The sequence below is a fragment of the Pseudomonas sp. AC136 genome, from assembly GCF_979258585.1.
Genome location: NZ_OZ409865.1, coordinates 2597737 through 2615207, shown reverse-complemented (window position 1 = coordinate 2615207; position 17471 = coordinate 2597737). Strand labels below are relative to the sequence as shown.

Genomic DNA, 17471 nt, shown 5'->3' with positions numbered 1-17471 from the left:
CGTTGCAAGAGGTTTCCCGTGGCATTGACGATTCTCGGCCTTTCCGGCGCCCTCAGTCATGATCCTTCCGCTGCGCTCTATATCGACGGCAAGTTGATCGCGGCCGCCGAAGAAGAGCGCTTCGTGCGCGACAAGCACGCCAAGAACCGCATGCCCTACGAATCGGCCAAGTTCTGCCTGGAACAGGCTGGCATCAAACCGTCGGACGTCGATGTGGTCGCCATTCCCTTCGCGCCTATCAGCATTTTCGGCAAGGCGCGCTGGCACTACGCCAAGCGCTACTGGTACGCGCCGGACCGCTCGCTCGACGCCATCCTGATGGGCAATCGTCGCTACAAGCGCTACCGCAACAAGATCGTCTGGTGCCTCGAGCAACTGGGCTTCGACCCGAAAAAAGTCAAAATCGAGCCGGTCGAGCATCACCTGGCCCACGCCTCCAGCGCCTACCACTGCTCGGGCTTCACCGAGAAAACCGCGATCATGGGCATCGACGGTAAAGGTGAGTACGCCACCACCTTTTTCGGCTATGGCGAGAACGGCAAGATCCACAAGATCAAAGAATTCTTCGACCCGGATTCCCTCGGCGGCCTGTACGGCGCGATCACCGAGTTCCTCGGTTTCGAAATGCTCGACGGCGAGTTCAAGGTCATGGGCATGGCGCCGTATGGCGACGCCAGCAAATACGATTTCTCGCGCCTGGCCAAATTCGAAAACGGCGAGCTGATCATCAACACCGAATACGCCAACGTCATCGGCCTGCGTCGCTATAAAGAGAACGGCAAGGGCTTCTACTTCTCGCCCAAGCTGATCGAGTGGCTGGGTCCGAAACGCGAAGGCGACATCGCCGACGATCCGTACATCCATTACGCCGCCAGCATGCAAGCGCTGTTCGAAAAGCTCGCGCTGCAAATGATGGATTACTACCTGGGCGACATCCTCAAGGAAACCGGCAAAATTGCCTTCGCCGGCGGCTGCGCGCTGAACGTCAAACTCAACCAGCGCATCATTGCCCGCCCGGAAGTCAAAGAGCTGTTCGTGCAGCCGGCCTCCGGTGATGCCGGCACCGCCGTTGGCGCCGCCGCGTACATCTCGCACAAGCGCGGTGTGCCAGTGGAGAAAATGGAACACGTTTACCTCGGCCCTTCGTACTCCAACGAAGACGTGATCGCCGCCTGCGCGCGCCACGTGAGCAAGCCGAAGTGGAAGCAAATCGACAACATGCCGCAGCGCATCGCCGAAATCATGGTCGCCGGCAACCCGGTGGCCTGGTTCCAGGGCCGCATGGAGTTTGGTCCGCGTGCCTTAGGCGGTCGTTCGATCATTGGCTGCCCAAGCATTGCCGGCGTGGCCAACCGCATCAACGAACAAATCAAGTTCCGCGAGCGCTGGCGCCCCTTCTGCCCGTCGATGCTTGATACCGTCGGCCCGCAGATGATCAAGGTCGATCACCCGGCACCGTTCATGACCTTCACCTTTGAAGTGGCGGAAGAGTGGAAAACCCGTGTGCCGGAAGTGGTGCACGAAGACGGCACTTCCCGTGCCCAGGTGCTCAAGCGCGAATACAACCCGCGCTACTACGACATGATGAAGGCCCTGGAAGGCCTGACCGGCAACGGCGTGTCGCTGAACACGTCGCTGAACCGTCGTGGCGAACCGATGATCTGCTCGCCCACCGACGCGCTGAACATGTTCTTCGGTTCGGACCTGCAGTACCTGATCATGGAAGACATTTTGGTGATCAAGGAAGGCGCGGACGGGTATGACACGCTCAACTGAACTGCGCGTTCTGCAGTTCTGCCATGGTTATGACGGGCCGTTTCTGGACTGCGCCCGTCAGTACGCCAGTCTCTTTGACGGCACGCCTTATAAAGTCACCACCGTTTACCTGACCGGTGAACCGAGCGCCGCCGTGGAGGCGGGGTCGGGGTCGGACGAAGTGATTTTTCTCGGCTACCACAGCGCCGAGGTGCGTGGCCTGAAGTTGGCGGCCATTCGCGACATCAAACGCATCACCCGCGAACGCCAGTTCGCGTTTTGCATCGCCCACCGCTTCAAACCGGTGTACGTCGCCTTGCTCGGCAGCAACTTGCCGGTGATCGGCGTGCACCATGCGTTTGGTGACTATCGCCGGCGCTCGCGTTTTCTTTTCGCCAACTGGTTCAAACGCCGCCTGAGCTTGCTCGGGGTGTCTGACGCTGTGCGCGATGACCTGCGCGAAAGCCTGCCAGGCTGGCCGGCTGAGCGCATTGAAACCCTGTACAACCGCGTAGACCCGGCCGCCATTCAAGCCGAGCTGCTCAGCCGCGAGCAGGCCCGTGAAGCCTTGGGCCTGGCAAACGATGCGTGGATTGTCGGCAACGTCGGCCGTCTGCACCCGGACAAAGACCAAACCACGTTGCTTCGCGGTTTTGCTGAAGCCTTGCCAAACCTGCCGGCCAACAGCCTGTTGGTGATCATGGGCAGCGGCAAGCTCGAGGCTCCGCTCAAGGCGCTGGCGCAGCATCTGGGCGTGGCCGAGCAGGTGCGTTTTCTCGGCCAGGTGGCCCACGGTCGCCGCTATTTTCGCGCCTTCGATGTGTTCGCCTTGAGCTCCGATCACGAGCCGTTCGGCATGGTTTTGCTGGAAGCCATGGCCGCCGACGTGCCGGTTATTTGCACCGACTGCGGCGGCGGTGCGGAAGTGGTGGCCGGTGTCGGGCTGTTGTTTGCGCTGGGCGACGCTGCCGAGTTGGCGCGCCAGCTGCAACGCCAGGCGGCGGAAGCTGAGCGCCTGCCTGAATGCCGTGCGCGCATGGCCATGCGGTTGCGCGAGCGCTTCACCGATGAAGCCGTACGCGTGCGCTTTTGGGCCTTGCCAATGATGGCCGGGAAACGATGATTTCTCGCCCCACCGAAACCCTTTGGGCTGACCGCGCACGCGCGCTGGACCGTTACCGCTGGGAGCTGCTGCGCGAGCGCTACGGCGTAGTCGGCAGCGCGTTACGGTTCGCTCGCGAGGCGCTGGCCGACCTGCGCTTCGGCTGGCGTGCCAGGCGTTGTCTGGCCGCGCAACACGCCGCCGAGCCGTGTGACTTCTTGCTGTTGCAGTCGGCCCCCAAAGTGATCGCTTTTGCCCGCAAAAAAGCCTTTATTCAGGCCATGCGCGAGCGCGGTCATTCGTTGATCGAAACGGCGTTGCAGAGCCCACGAATGATTTGCCGCGAGCGCTTGCTCAACGCGCCGCCGCAACCGCTGCCACTGCGCTATTTCGGTTATGCCGCCTACGCGCAATGGCTGGTCAATCACCATCAGCCAGCGGTGCTGCTCAACGACCGCAACGGCAGCCTGTATTCGCCTTTTCTGCGTCTGGCCATGAACACGCGCGGCCGGCCGCTGGTGCAGTTGGCCCATGCCTCAACGGTGGAAAGCTCACGCCGCCTGGGCATGAACGACTACGACTATTACCTGCTATTCGGCCGCAGTTCGCTGGAAGCGCTGCTGGCGCGGACGTTGCGCTTTGGCGACTCGACCGCCGTGTTGGCCGGCTCGCACATGATCGACAGCGCGTATGACTTACCGTTTGCCGACCCGCAACAAAAGCGTCTGCTGGTGCTCGGCGTTGGGCCGGACAAAGAGAAAGAGCCCGGCTATCAGCGCACCTATGCCTTGCTCCGCGATTGGGCCGCTGCCAACCCGAACTGGCAGGTGTTGATCAAGCGCCACCCGCGCAGCCAGGCCGGTTATTGGCGGCCCGTGGCCGATGAGTTGCCCAACGTGCAACTGCTCGCCGCCGAATGCTCATTGGCCGAGGCGCTGGGCCAGGCGTCGGTGGTGGTTAACATCATGTCCAATGCGGTGATTGAGGCTGGCTTGGCCGGTCGCCCGGTGCTGTACGCCAACCTTAGCGAGGATGGCGACATTTTCGCCCAGGAGCGCTTTTTCGGATCGCGGATCGAAACGCCGGCCGCGCTCCAGCAGCGCCTTGAGCAGATCGTCGGTGCTTACGACGAACAGGTGAAAGTCGCTCGCGCCTTCGCGCTGTTTCATCTGTCTCATGGCTCGCAAGGCTTGGCGCAGAACGTGCGTGTCCTCGAGTGCTTGCTGCGCGATCAGCCCCTACCCGACGACATCGAGCACGCCCCTTTGAATGGCACGGATCGACCATGACCCAGTTTCTTTTTTTCTCCCTGGCCAAGCACCAAAGCATCTATTTCCAGCGCCTGCTCAACGAGACGGACCTGCAGGGCAAGGTCGTGGTGCCGGGGCAAATGCCGTGGCCGCGTCCTTGGCAATTGCCGGCCATTATTTCGCGTATCGATTGGGCGCATCTGGTGGAGGAAAAATGCCAGGAGCGGCGGGTCAAAAATAAATACGAAGGCTCGTTTTATCGCGCCTTGCTGCGCCTGGAATTAGCCTGGATCGCCCTGCGCGCCAACGCCTTGCTCAAGCGCGAAAAGCCGAAGAATTTGGTGATGTGGAACGGCTCGCACCGGTACTGCCAATTGCTGCTGGCGCTGAAGCCAGCCACCTGTGGCACGTTCTTCTTTGAAAATGGCTTATTGCCCGACACCACCACGCTGGATGCCAAAGGCGTGAACTTCCGCAACTCTGTGCCGCGCGATCAGGCGTTCTATCTCAACTACCCAGAGCCCGAGGCGGCCGACGGTGAGGACGAGGTGACGCTGATTCCACGCAAGCCGCGCGTGAGCGACCTGGTGCCTATCGAGCTGCCGCCGCGTTACGTGTTCATTCCCTTCCAGGACGACCGCGACACGCAAGTGCGCCTGTTTTCCCCGTGGGTCGGCAACATGCGTGAGCTGTTTGCTTTGGGCGAACGGCTGGCTGCGCAAACCGGCATGACCGTAGTGTTCAAAGAACACCCGTCGAGCCGCGAGGTGTACCCCGATTTGCACCAACGCACCCATGAGCGCCTGTTGTTTGCCAATGGCAATGCCACTCAGCAGTTGATCGAGCAAAGCCAGTTCGTGATCACGCTCAACTCGACGGTGGGGCTGGAGAGTTTGTTGTTGGGCAAGCCGGTGCTCACCCTCGGTCAGGCATTTTTCAATATTCCCGGCGTGGTCATGCACGCCGACTCCGCCGACGAACTGGTGGCGGCGGCCACAAGCTTCCCGGATTGGCCGCTGGATGAACGCGTGAAACGCAACTTCCTGCGCTACCTGGCGCATGACTATTGCATTAAAGGCAGCTGGCAAAACGCCGACGCTGCGCAGTTGAAACGAGTGGCACAGCGCATGTTGAACAAGGGTTGATGGATGAAAGGTATTGCAATACTGCGCAAGGTTTCGTTGCCGAGTTGGGCATGTCTGGGGTTAACGGCGCTGCTGTGCTTCGCCTGGTTTCTCCCCACTAAGCACTACCATCAGGCAATCATTACGCTGTTGTGGCTGCCGGTCATTCCGGCACTGTTTCGCGCCGATTTTCGCGCCGCACTGAAGCAACCTGAGCTGGCATTGTTCGGCTTGTTCATGGCGTGGACCTGGCTGGTGCTGGCCATTAAAGGCAGCGATGACCTGATCGGCGATTACAAGGTCACCCTTTACGTGACGTTATCGCTGCTGGGCATCGTACTGGCCTCGCAAGCACGCATCCGCATCGAGACGTGGCTGTTCGGCGCTGCCCTGTTTGGCGGCGTGCTGTCACTGGCCTCGGTAGCGCATTTCCTTTTGAACCCGCCGCCTTTTGGGCGTGTGGTTGCCTTGGGCGTTTGGAATACCGCGATCATGGCGGCTCATGCCGTGGGCGCTCTGGCACTGCTCGCCTATTTCCTGCGCCCAACGCAACGCTTGCCGATGTGGCAGTTGGGCCTGCTGGCCGTGGCAGCGCTGGGCTATGTCGCGTTTCTCGTCATCAACCAGACGCGTGGCGTCTGGCTCGCCTTGATACTGACCTTTGTTGTGATGGTGGTGGCACTGCGTTCTCGCCGCGGTTACGCGCTCATTGCACTTGGCGTCATTACGATCGCCGTTGTCGCTGTGATCTGCCCGGATGTGCTGACCCAGCGTGGCGCCTCGGCGCGTCCGACGTTGTGGGCTGGCGGTCTGAACCTGATGCTGGGCAATGGGGTGTTGGGCTACGGCTTCAACGAATACGGCATTTTTGTGCCTGAGCTGAACCGCACCTTCAAACACCCGCACAACTTGTTCCTGAACATCGGCGCGCGCGAAGGTGTCATCGGCTTGGCGTTGTACCTGACGTTGTGGGCCAGCGTGGCCTGGCGCGCCTGGGGCCACCGCGCCGAACCGCTCGGTCAGGCGGTCCTGGCGATCTGGGTGTTTGCGACGGTGTCGCTGATGACCGATGGCATCGGCGTGTGGCTCAAGCCCAATGCCGATTGGTTGGTGACCTGGCTGCCGATTGGCCTGAGTCTGGTGCTGGCCAGCCGAAAGTTGGGAAGAAATAAAACAGTCTGAACCCCTCGCTGTCACCTTTATCGAAAACGATAGGGGTGTGCGTCGACTCTCGACGCCTCATGCGAAGAGGGACGCCTTGGATGGGCGAGTTTTACCTTTCTAATAAATCGGTGCCGTTCGAATCATTCGACGCGTGTCGTAACAGCTGCTCTGGTCCGGTATTTATCGTGGCGTCCGGGCCGTCCACTAAAAATTTCCCGCTGGAGCAATACGGCCAGTTCCCGATGATGGCGTTGAACGGCTCGATCTGCCGCTTCACCTCTGTCGGCATGGCGCCCGATTACTACCTGTGCGACGACAGCAGCTTCGTTCGCAACCGTCTGCCATTGATGCTGCAAGCCGTCGAGCATGCTCGCCACCTAGTGCTTTCCCCGCGCGTGATTGAAACCTTGCTGGGCACCGTGCCGGACGCGTTGGAAGGGCGCTCGGTATTTCGCTTCGAGCGAGCAGGGCGCTGCGACGAGGCGCACCGTCATTTGAGCCCACGGCAATTCGCGCGGGCGATGCGCAACGACGACGAGATCGAGTGCAACTATTCCTGGTTCCGGCAAAAGCCCAACCGCATCGGGTTCAGTCGCAATCTACAGAAAGGCTACTTCAACGGCCGCACCGTGCCCTATGCGGGCATCCAGTTGGCCTATCACTTGGGATTTACCCAGGTGCTTCTGGTGGGTGTGGACTTGAACACCAAGGCCGGCCGCTTCTATGAGGACGGCGAAAAAGCGGTGCCCAGTCGCCTGGATGGCGACTTCGATGACTACATTCTGCCGAGCTTTCAGCTACTGGCTGAGCGTGTGATCAAACCGCAATTTCAGGTGTACAACCTGTCCGCCCAAAGCCGTTTACCGGAGCGTTTGATTCCCAAGCTACAGCGCGATCAGCTCGACGCGCTGCTGGCCCGCGCGTAAGCCGCAAGCAAATCGTCCCACGGGAAACCTTCGACCTTGCGCCGCTGTAAATAGCCGCGCAAGTGCTCGAAGTTTCGCCGCACCAGGCGCTTATTCAGCGGCGCGCGCTTGAAGCGCAAGTCGAGGAAATCAATTAGGCCGAAGTCGCCATCGGGCGTGAGCAAGATGTTGCCCAAGTGCAGCGAGCGAAAGTAAATGCCGCGCTGATGCAGGCGATAGATATAAGCCGCCAACTGCGGAAGCAGTTTCAGAAACCGGGGTTTGTCGTGGCGGAACAGGCTATCCAGCGGCTCGCCGGCCAACGGTTGATACAGGCAAGCGCTAACGGCTTTTTCGCGGTCGATCCACACGCTTTCATCAATGATCGGGGTGGCGATGCCAGCCTGTTGCAAGCGTTGCGCATTGCGGCTGAAACGTTGTGCCGAAGGAAGCAAGCGGGCCAGTAGCGGCGTGCGGCGACTGCGCATGATCTTGAGCAAGCGGCCGTCCGCCAAGCGCACCACCTTCGGCCCAAAACTGTCTTTTTCCAGAAGCTCGCCGTGGTCGAGCCAATCTTGCAATTCGTTCGCTGCTACAATCCGCATCTTTTCTCTCAAGCCAGTCGTATGAGGCGTGCCGAATGGCCAAAACCAGTGAGCAATCCAGTCTGAAAGTCTATTTGAGACTGCTCAAGTATGTGCTGCCGTATTGGGGTGCTTTTGCGATCAGTATTGTCGGTTTCGTGATTTTCGCGTCCAGCCAACCGTTGCTGGCCGACATGCTCAAACACTTTATCCGCGCCCTGGAAGGCACCAACGACACCAAGTTTCTCGGCGTTTCAATGGTCCTTGGCGTGCCGTTGTTGATTGTACTCATTGCCGTCTATCAGGGCATAGGCTCATTTCTGGGCAACTACTACCTGGCAAAAGTCTCCCGTGGCTTGGTCCACGACCTGCGGGTAGCGCTGTTTAACAGTCTGCTGACGCTGCCGAACCGGTACTTCGATAACCACAATTCCGGCCACCTGATTTCGCGTATTACCTACAACGTGACCATGGTCACCGGCGCCGCCACCGATGCTATCAAGGTGGTGATTCGTGAAGGCCTGACCGTGGTGTTTCTGTTCGGCTATCTGGTTTACAGCAACTGGAAACTGACCTCTGTATTGCTGTGCATCCTGCCGGTTATTGCGATACTGGTGACAACAGCCAGCAAGAAGTTTCGCAGCCAAAGCAAGAAAATCCAGGTGGCGATGGGCGATGTAACCCACGTGGCCTCGGAGACCATTCAGGGCTATCGCGTGGTGCGCAGCTTCGGCGGCGAAACCTACGAGAAAACCCGTTTTCGCGAAGCCAGCGAAGACAACATGAACCGCAGCCTGGGCATGACGCGCACCCAGTCGATCTACACGCCAAGCCTTCAACTCGTCATCTATATCGGCATGGCCGTGTTGATGTACCTGGTGCTGTACTTCCGTGGCGATGCCTCGCCCGCCGACCTGGTGGCCTATATCACCGCCGCCGGCCTGCTGCCCAAGCCGATCCGCCAACTGTCAGAAGTCAGCGCCACCATCCAGAAAGGTCTGGCCGGTGCGGAAAGCATTTTCGAGCAGCTTGATGAAGAGCCTGAAGTGGACGCCGGCACCGTGGAGCTGGAACGCGCCACTGGCCTGCTGGAAGTGCGCAATCTGAGCTTCCAATACCCTGGCACCGAGCGTGAGGTACTGAGCAACATTTCCTTCGTCGCCAAGCCTGGGCAAATGGTCGCCCTGGTGGGCCGCTCGGGCAGCGGCAAGTCGACGCTGGCCAATTTGATTCCGCGTTTCTATCACCACAACCAGGGCGAAATTTTGCTCGATGGTCTGGAAATCGAAACCTTCAAGCTGACCAACCTGCGCCGTCATATCGCGCTGGTGACCCAGCACGTCACCCTGTTCAACGACACCGTTACCAACAACATCGCCTATGGCGATTTGGCCGGCGCGCCGTTTGATGCCGTGCGCCAGTCGGCTGAAGATGCGTATGCGGCCGAGTTCATCGAGAAGATGCCGCAAGGCTACGACACCTTGGTGGGCGAGAACGGCGTGCTGCTGTCCGGTGGCCAACGCCAGCGTCTGGCCATTGCCCGTGCGCTGCTGAAAAACGCGCCGCTGCTGATTCTCGACGAGGCCACCTCGGCGCTGGATACCGAATCCGAACGCCATATTCAGGGCGCCCTCGACAAGGTCATGCAGGGCCGTACCACGCTGGTGATTGCCCACCGTCTGAGCACCATTGAAAAGGCCGATCTGATCCTGGTCATGGACCAAGGCGAGATCGTCGAGCGCGGCAGCCACGACGAGTTGTTGGCCCTGAACGGCTACTACTCGCGCTTGCACGCCAAGCAGTTCAAAGACGGCGACGAAGCCGAAGCCGAGCTGCTTCCGGCATGATCGGCCGCGTGTGGCGGGGCTGGCGTGAACGTGGCTGGACCCCGATCGAAGCCGACGCTTACGCCGCCGCCTGGAACCGCTTCGGCGGCAGCGTGGCCACTCATCCGCAGGTCATCGAGCGCCTCGCCGGCCTGGCGGGGCTTCCCGTGCGCTACCTCGGTTGGTTCGCCGGCGCTGAACTGGTCGCCGCCGTGCCGTGCTGGGGTCGCCACTTGGCCTTGTCCAAAGACGTGCTCAAGGCCAAGGGCAAACGCGGGCTGTTCGATCTGGGCAATGCCGAGATCATTCTGCCGGTGGCGCCCGATGTTCAGGTGCCGGTGCGCCAGCGCATGCGCTATGTCTCGGAGCTGAACAGCGGCCGGATCGACACGCTCAAGCCGCAACCTGAAGGCTTGGCGCTGGCCCGCGCCCCCGAGGATTATTCGAAAAAATTCCGCTACAACCAGCGCCGTGAACAGCGCTTGCTGGAGGAGGCGGGCGGGGTGATTCGGCCGATGCTTGATCTGACGCCTGCTGAACAGGCGAGCATTTACGCCGACCTGTTCCAGCGCCGCTGGGGCTTCGAGGCGACCGGCAAGGCGCATTTGGCCGAAGTGTTTGCCCTGCTGCGTGAATTCATGACCGGCTCGCTGATTTACCTCAACGACCTGCCCGTGGCCATCCAGGTGCTGTATCAAGTGCAGGCGCCGAGTTGGGTGAGCCTTGAATACATCAACGGTGGTGTCGACCCGCAGAACCGCGAGTTCAGCCCCGGCAGCGTGCTCAGCTTCGTCAACACCCAAGACGCCTGGGCCGCCGCCCGCGCATTGAATAAACCGCTGCGCTACTCCTTCGGCCGCGCCGACCGCGAATACAAAGACCGCTGGTGCCATAGCGTGCCGGTGTTTCAGGTATAGAGCCCCAGGTTTCCCCCATGAGCACACGCAAGCAGCAGCTTCTTAAACAGCATCGGCGCAACAAACGCCTGTTCCTCGCCATTGCCCTGGTGGTGCTGGCGCTGCTGGGACTGATCGTCGCTTGGTGGCTGGTGCCGCTGTTGCTTGTACTGGGCTGGATCGGCCACGAAGCGTGGTTTGCCGACCATTTGTTCTACTCGCCCAAAGACGATTACCTGTACCGCTTTCCCGCCGGCACGCCACGTTTTGCCGTCACGCTGGCCGACGGCACGGTGCAATTGCGCGATGCGGTGGTCGAAGGCGATACGCTGATTTTGTCGGTACGGGTGCGCGCCACGTTGCTTGGTCGCTTGCTGGATCCGCACGTTCTGGTGGGCGATGACCGCCAGGACTTCGAGCGCGGCGTGGCGGGGCGGCGTTATCTCAATGTGTCCGGTCAGGCCGCCGCCTTGGCGCAAGGACAGCTGACCATCAAGGGCCGCTTCTGCCGCCTGGCATCGGCGGGCGAGCTGTACTGCCTGAGCAACCCGGACTACGCCGAAGAGCCGGTAATGATCCTCGCGCCCCATGCCGACGACGCCGAGCTGGCCGCCTTCGGCCTCTACAGCCGCAGCAAAAATGTCAGCATCGTGACCCTGACCCAAGGCGAAATCGAAGCCGAACGCTTCCAGCAAATGGGCCTCTCGCCGGAAAACGCGGCGCGGCTCAAAGGCCATTTGCGCGCCTGGGACAGCATTACGGTGCCGCAGTGGGGCGGCGTGCCCGCCACCCATTGTCTGCAACTGGGTTATTACTGCCTGCAATTGCCGGCGATGGCCGCCGAACCGGACCAAGCCTTTGGCTCGCGCGAGTCGGGCGAAAGCGATGTGCGCAGCGTGCGGCGGCTCAATCCGCTGCGCTTGCCGAGTGACAGCGATGGCGTGCCGAGCTGGAGTAATTTGCTAGCTGATCTGGTGTTTGCCCTGGAGCACTTCCGCCCGAGCGTTGTGGTTACGCCGCACCCGGAGTTGGATCCACACGCCGACCACGTCGCCACCACCGAGGCCCTGCGTCAGGCTATCGCCCGTAGCACCTGGAAACCGCACACCCTGTTGTTCTACGCCAACCACCTGCACGACAACGACCGTTGGCCCATGGGCCCGGCGGGCAACGGCATTGCTTTGCCGCCCGCCATCTACGCGCTGCCGGCGGACCTGCTGTGGAGCCCGGTACTGAGTGCGGCCACGCAGATCGACAAAGCCATGGCGCTGGGCATGCAGCACGATTTGCAAGGGCGGCCGCCGCTGAAAAAGCGCCTGCGCCGCGTTATTCAACAGCTCCTCGCCGGGCGCCGCTGGCCGGCCACCGGTGAGGATGAGTTCTTTCGCAAAGCGGTCCGACGGCACGAGCTGTTCTGGGTCCGCCGTTTACCTGATTGAGGCGCAGCGCCCGGCCGCTTGAGGCCGGGCGCGTACCTCGCTGTGCTATATTTTTTGCCGCGTTTAAGCGTCCCCGGAGAGTCCATGAAGTTGTCCATGCCCCGTTTTGATCAGGCCTCAGTTTTAGTGGTCGGTGATGTCATGCTCGACCGCTACTGGCACGGCGGCACCTCGCGGATTTCCCCGGAAGCGCCGGTTCCCGTGGTGCGCGTTGACCAGATCGAAGACCGTCCCGGTGGCGCCGCCAACGTTGCGCTGAACATCGCCGCCCTGGGCGCGCCGGCTCGTCTGGTGGGCGTGACCGGCGAAGACGAAGCCGCCGTCAGCCTTGCCGACAGCCTGCAGGCCGCTGGCGTGAGCGCCCAGTTCCAACGTATTGCCGGCCAGCCGACCATCGTCAAACTGCGGGTCATGAGCCGTCATCAGCAACTGCTGCGCATGGACTTCGAAGAACCGTTCAGAACCGACACCGTGGCGCTCACCGCCTCGGTCGAAAGCCAGCTCAACGGCATCAAAGTGCTGGTGCTATCGGACTACGGCAAAGGCGCGCTGAAGAACCACCAGGAGCTGATCCAGGCCGCCCGCGCACGCAACATTCCGGTGCTGGCCGACCCCAAGGGCAAAGACTTCGCCATCTACCGTGGCGCCAGCCTGATCACCCCGAATCTCAGCGAATTTGAAACCATCGTCGGCCGCTGCGCCGACGAAGCCGAGCTGGTCGCCAAGGGCGCCGAGCTGATGCGCGAACTGGAATTGGGCGCCTTGCTGGTGACCCGTGGCGAGCACGGCATGACCCTGCTGCGTCCCGATCATCCGGCCCTGCATCTGCCAGCCCGCGCCCGTGAAGTGTTTGATGTAACCGGCGCCGGCGACACCGTGATTTCCACCTTGGCCGCCTCCATTGCAGCCGGTGAGGAACTGCCGCAAGCCGTGGCGTTGGCCAACCTGGCCGCTGGCATCGTAGTCGGCAAACTGGGCACCGCCGCCATCAGCGCACCCGAACTGCGCCGCGCCGTGCAGCGTGAAGAAGGCTCCGAGCGGGGCGTGCTGACCCTGGATCAACTGCTGACCAGCATCGACGACGCCCGCGCCCATGGCGAAAAAATTGTCTTCACCAACGGCTGCTTCGACATCCTCCACGCCGGCCACGTGACCTACCTCGAACAAGCCCGCGCCCAAGGCGACCGCCTGGTGCTGGCAGTGAATGACGACGCGTCGGTTAGCCGCCTGAAAGGCCCGGGTCGGCCGATCAATTCGGTCGACCGCCGCATGGCCGTGCTCGCCGGTCTGGGCGCCGTGGATTGGGTGGTGTGCTTCAGCGAAGACACCCCGGAAAACCTGCTGCGTGCGGTTAAACCGGACGTGTTGGTGAAAGGCGGCGACTACGGCGTTGAGCAGGTTGTCGGTGCCGATATCGTCAAAGCCTACGGCGGCGAAGTGCGGGTGTTGGGGTTGGTGGAAAACAGCTCCACGACGGCCATCGTTAATAAGATTCGCGAGCGCAAATAATCCGTTGGCCGAGGTGCGCATGGCGCAGCCCACCGAGGGGCCTCCCCCCCTACGTCATTCCCGCGAAAGCGGGAATCCAGGCGCGGTGATTGACTGGTTTACTCCGAATCGCTTTTGCGCAGGCGCACCGCATCGCGGCTAAAGCCGCTCCTACAGTAGATCTGCACATCGGCAACGAATCGGTGGTGCCTGGGCAGCTTCAGCCGCAAGGCGCACTGCGTCCTCCCTTTGGCTGACCTGCCAATCACCCCCGGCGTAGCGGTCATAGGCGCGGCGTTTTGACGCGCGCATGCTGCGGGCATCTTCATCCTGGACGGAAAGATGCCCATGAATGCCGATGTACAAGGCCGCGCTCTGGCCCTTCTCAATCGCATGGCGCAGGCCGATTGGCCTGATCGCCTGAACCTGCGCAAGCCCTTTGAAAAACTCGTTTACAGCGGCAGCCGTGCCAGCTTTCGCATGGCCGCTGACCGCGCGCAAAAAGGCGGCAGTCGCACGCCGCGCAAGGTCGACCCGGACGCGCTGTTTGATTTGTCCCTTAGCGAAGAGCAGCAAATGCTCGTCGATATGCTCGCCGGTTTTGCCAGCGACGTGCTGCGCCCAGCCGCCCACGACGCCGACGCCAATGCTGCCGTCCCCGCTGAATTGCTCAATCAGGCGCAAGACCTGGGACTGACGTTTTACGGCGTCAGCGAAGCCCACGGCGGCATGGCCGGCGAGCGCACCACGGTGAGCAATGCCTTGATCGCCGAAGCGTTGGCCAAGGGCGATATGTCCCTGGCTGCCGCGTTGCTGGTGCCGTTGTCGGCCGCCAATTGCATTCGCCGTTGGGGCTCGCCTGAGCAGCAGCAACGCTGGTTGCCGGCGTTTGTGGGCGAAGCCAGTGCGCCGGTGATGGCCATTGCCGTCAACGAGCCCGAGGCGCTGTTCGACCCGCTCAAGCTGGGCACCAAAGCCAAGCGCAAGGGCAAGCATTACACCCTCAGCGGCGAGAAATGCCTGGTGCTGCGTGGGTTGGACGCCAGCCACTTGATCATCGCCGCGCGCGCCGAAAATGGTCCGGCGCTGTTTATCGTCGAGGCCGGCAGCAAAGGGCTGCAACGTTTCCCCGAGCCGGGCATGGGGCTCAAGGCCGGCGCCACGGCGCGGGTCAAACTCAAGGGCGTGAAAGTGCCGGCTGAACAGCGCCTGAACGCCGAGCACTTCAGCTACCAAAGCTTTCTGGACCACGCCGCGCTGGCCTGGTGTGCACTCGCCGTGGGCACTGGCCAGGCGGCGCTGGAGTACGTGACGACCTACTGCAACGAACGCATCGCTTTTGGTGAACCCATCAGCCACCGCCAGGGCGTGGCGTTTATGATCGCCGACATCGCCATTGAACTGGACGCCATGCGCATGTTGGTCTGGCGCGCCTGCGCCCGCTCCGAGCAAGGGCTGGAATTCCACCGTGAGGCGTACCTGGCGCGCCTGTTTTGCGCAGAAAAAGCCATGAAAATCGGCACCGACGCCGTGCAGTTGTTAGGCGGCCATGGCTTTACCAAAGAACACCCAGCCGAGCGCTGGTACCGCGACCTGCGCGCCGTGGCCGTAATGGCCGGCGGCCTGCAACTGTGAGCAGGGAGTTACGCACATGAACCTGGAAACCCCGAAAAAATTCTCTGGCCTGGTGCATCAGGCGCACCAAGTGGCGGCCAACTATTTCCGGCCGATTTCGCGTAAATACGACAAGGCTGAACACGCCTACCCGAAAGAACTCGACCTGCTCGCCGCGCTACTGGACGGCATGAACGCTGGCTCGCCAGACGCCATTGGCGCCACCTCGGCGAGCAAGCGCGGCGCGGCTAAATCGGTGGAAGAGGGCGTGAAAAACGGCGGTAATCTGTCGGCGCTGCTAGGCGTGATGGAGTTGTGCTGGGGCGACGTCGGCTTGCTGCTGGCCATGCCGCGCCAAGGCTTGGGTAACGCTGCCATTGCCGCTGTGGCCAACGACGAACAGTTGCAACGCTTCAACGGTACCTGGGCGGCGATGGCGATCACCGAGCCGAGCTGCGGCTCCGACTCCGCCGCCATTCGCACCACAGCGCGCAAGGACGGCGACCACTACGTGCTCAACGGCGAAAAAATCTACGTCACCTCCGGCGAGCGGGCTGACTCGGTGGTGGTCTGGGCCACCCTGGACAAAGCCCTGGGCCGCGCGGCGATCAAGTCATTCGTGGTCGAACACGGCACGCCCGGCATGAGCGTGACGCGGCTGGAGAAAAAGCTCGGCATCAAAGCGTCGGACACCGCCTCCATCAGCTTCAACGACTGCCGGGTGCCGGCTGCCAACCTGCTCGGCAATCCGGAAGTGGACGTGCAGAAAGGTTTTGCCGGGGTGATGGAAACCTTCGACAACACGCGGCCGCTGGTGGCCGGCATGGCCATCGGCGTGGCAAAAGCGTCGCTGGACCGCACGCGCGAATTGCTCAAAGACACCTTTCGCTTCGACTATGCCAAGCCCTTGCTTGCCGTCAGCCATGCCGAGGCGACGCTGTACCGCCTGGAAGCCGAGTGGGAAGCCGCGCGGCTGCTCACCTTGAAAGCGGCGTGGATGGCCGATAACAAGCTGCCCAACTCAAAGGAAGCGTCCATCGCCAAAGCCAAGGCCGGACGCGTGGCGAACGAAGTGACGCTTAAATGCGTGGAGCTGGCGGGTGCATTGGGCTATGGCGAGGACGAGCTGCTAGAGAAATGGGCGCGGGATTCGAAGATTCTCGACATCTTCGAAGGCACCCAGCAGATACAACTGCTGATCGTGGCGCGGCGGTTGCTGGGGAAAAGCTCCAGCGAGTTGAAGTAGCGCGTTAATCAAAAGCATCGCGGCTAAAGCCGCTCCCACAGGTCGTGCGTTTCTGTGGGAGCGGTTGGGCGGCATTCCGATTAGCCGCGAGCTTTTCAGCTAGCCACCGCTCTCGCCTGGGGCTTTTTTGCGCCCAATCCTTGCTGGGCAACCCAGTCTTTCCAGCGAACCCGTTCTTCTCGCACTAACCACCCTTCCTGCGGGGCAAAGCTTTCGGCGAGGAAAATACCGCGCGTGCTGGCCGGCACCAGCGCGCCTTGCTTGAGGGTAAGCAGCTCCGCGCTCGGTTTGCCCTGGTTCAAGGGAATCAGATAGAGGTCGGGTTTGGTGCGGTCGAGGCGGGCGACCAGTTTGCCGTCTTCCAAACGCTCGTCGACGTGAAACAGGCTGAGCTGACGCGCCTCTTTCGGCAGTTCCAGGCGCAGGTCGTAAACCAACTGCAACGACGAAGTCGGCACGTGCACATAGGCGCGCGGGCGTTCGATCAGGGTCAGGTTGCCACAACGAATCGGCCGCGCCGCGCCGGATAACGGACTTAGGCTGAAGCTCGTCGACTCGCGGTAACGCAGGGCGCTGTGATATGGCGTGGGCAGCCAGGTATCGCCAAAGCGCCCACCCAACCAGCCTTCCGGTGTTTCCAGCAAGCATTCTTCGGCGACTTCCTGAATGGCGGTCAGCAGCGGCAGGTTGAGTTCGTGGGCCGGCACGTAGCCGGAAATCAGCTTGAGCACCACATCGCCACGGTCCAGACGGCGCTGGCGAACCAGTACCCAGTAATCGCGGCCTTGCCAGTTCAGCGTCAGGCGAACAGACACGCCCAAGTTGGCCAGATCGACTTGAAACCGCTCGGCGTTATCCAGCGGCAGGGGCTGGCGGCGATCCAGCACCTGGGAAAAATTCAGCGGTGGGCCAATGCCCTGGTAGCTCAGGCCGGTGGCGCTGGCTTCGACATGCAGCGCCAAGGTTTTGAAATCAGTGGGGGCCTTGCGGACGAGGACCTTCGGCATATCGGCTCCTTCCTGGGGACAGCTACTGCGCATGCTCGCTGATGATTGTTACGGCTCAGCGAATGGCGGTC

At 61.7% G+C, this 17471-nt stretch carries 14 protein-coding genes; 12 read left to right on the top strand and 2 right to left on the bottom strand.

Annotated elements, in window-relative coordinates; translation table 11 throughout:
• Positions 1-18: 18 nt before the first annotated feature.
• The 6 genes from ACZZZU_RS11820 to ACZZZU_RS11795 all read left to right on the top strand — a co-directional run bounded on the left by ACZZZU_RS11820 (position 19) and on the right by ACZZZU_RS11795 (position 7321).
• Positions 19-1776 (top strand): carbamoyltransferase family protein, encoded by a 1758-nt coding sequence (locus tag ACZZZU_RS11820; protein ID WP_463383962.1) that lies wholly within the window; start codon positions 19-21, stop codon positions 1774-1776.
• On the top strand, positions 1760-2878 hold the full coding sequence (locus tag ACZZZU_RS11815; RefSeq protein WP_463550693.1) for a glycosyltransferase: 1119 nt from the start codon (positions 1760-1762) through the stop codon (positions 2876-2878). Before ACZZZU_RS11820 ends, ACZZZU_RS11815 begins: the two co-directional genes overlap by 17 nt.
• A complete protein-coding gene (locus tag ACZZZU_RS11810; protein WP_463550692.1) occupies positions 2875-4146 on the top strand; it encodes a capsule biosynthesis protein in 1272 nt (423 codons plus the stop codon). The genes ACZZZU_RS11815 and ACZZZU_RS11810 overlap by 4 nt, the downstream gene beginning before the upstream one ends.
• Entirely contained in the window at positions 4143-5252 is a 1110-nt protein-coding gene (locus tag ACZZZU_RS11805; RefSeq protein WP_463550691.1) for a capsular polysaccharide export protein, LipB/KpsS family, read from the top strand. The genes ACZZZU_RS11810 and ACZZZU_RS11805 overlap by 4 nt, the downstream gene beginning before the upstream one ends.
• A 3-nt stretch (positions 5253-5255) precedes the next feature.
• Positions 5256-6413 (top strand): O-antigen ligase family protein, encoded by a 1158-nt coding sequence (locus ACZZZU_RS11800; RefSeq protein WP_463550690.1) that lies wholly within the window; start codon positions 5256-5258, stop codon positions 6411-6413.
• An 80-nt stretch (positions 6414-6493) separates the two neighbouring features.
• Positions 6494-7321, top strand: a complete 828-nt coding sequence (locus tag ACZZZU_RS11795; RefSeq protein ID WP_463550689.1) for a lipopolysaccharide core biosynthesis protein — start codon at positions 6494-6496, stop codon at positions 7319-7321.
• Here ACZZZU_RS11795 and ACZZZU_RS11790 read toward each other — a convergent pair.
• Entirely contained in the window at positions 7291-7905 is a 615-nt protein-coding gene (locus ACZZZU_RS11790; protein WP_463550688.1) for a lipopolysaccharide kinase InaA family protein, read from the bottom strand. The genes ACZZZU_RS11795 and ACZZZU_RS11790 overlap by 31 nt on opposite strands.
• Positions 7906-7940: 35 nt before the next feature.
• On the opposite strand from ACZZZU_RS11790, the gene msbA reads away from it, so the two are divergent.
• From msbA to ACZZZU_RS11760, 6 genes are all read left to right on the top strand, one after another.
• Positions 7941-9731, top strand: a complete 1791-nt coding sequence (gene msbA, locus ACZZZU_RS11785) for a lipid A export permease/ATP-binding protein MsbA (protein ID WP_463550687.1) — start codon at positions 7941-7943, stop codon at positions 9729-9731.
• A complete protein-coding gene (locus ACZZZU_RS11780) occupies positions 9728-10627 on the top strand; it encodes a GNAT family N-acetyltransferase (protein ID WP_463550686.1) in 900 nt (299 codons plus the stop codon). The genes msbA and ACZZZU_RS11780 overlap by 4 nt, the downstream gene beginning before the upstream one ends.
• Positions 10628-10644: 17 nt before the next feature.
• Positions 10645-12045 carry a PIG-L deacetylase family protein gene (locus ACZZZU_RS11775; RefSeq protein WP_463550685.1) on the top strand — a complete coding sequence of 467 codons (1401 nt, stop codon included), beginning with the start codon at positions 10645-10647 and terminating at the stop codon, positions 12043-12045.
• Between the two features lie 84 nt (positions 12046-12129).
• Positions 12130-13554 carry a bifunctional D-glycero-beta-D-manno-heptose-7-phosphate kinase/D-glycero-beta-D-manno-heptose 1-phosphate adenylyltransferase HldE gene (gene hldE, locus ACZZZU_RS11770; RefSeq protein ID WP_463550684.1) on the top strand — a complete coding sequence of 475 codons (1425 nt, stop codon included), beginning with the start codon at positions 12130-12132 and terminating at the stop codon, positions 13552-13554.
• Between the two features lie 321 nt (positions 13555-13875).
• Entirely contained in the window at positions 13876-15168 is a 1293-nt protein-coding gene (locus ACZZZU_RS11765) for an acyl-CoA dehydrogenase family protein (protein WP_463550683.1), read from the top strand.
• Positions 15169-15184: 16 nt separating this feature from the next.
• Positions 15185-16393, top strand: a complete 1209-nt coding sequence (locus tag ACZZZU_RS11760; RefSeq protein WP_122449533.1) for an acyl-CoA dehydrogenase family protein — start codon at positions 15185-15187, stop codon at positions 16391-16393.
• Between the two features lie 95 nt (positions 16394-16488).
• Here the strand turns inward: ACZZZU_RS11760 and ACZZZU_RS11755 are convergent, their stop codons facing one another.
• Positions 16489-17400 carry a metal ABC transporter ATPase gene (locus ACZZZU_RS11755; protein ID WP_463550682.1) on the bottom strand — a complete coding sequence of 304 codons (912 nt, stop codon included), beginning with the start codon at positions 17398-17400 and terminating at the stop codon, positions 16489-16491.
• Positions 17401-17471: the final 71 nt, after the last annotated feature.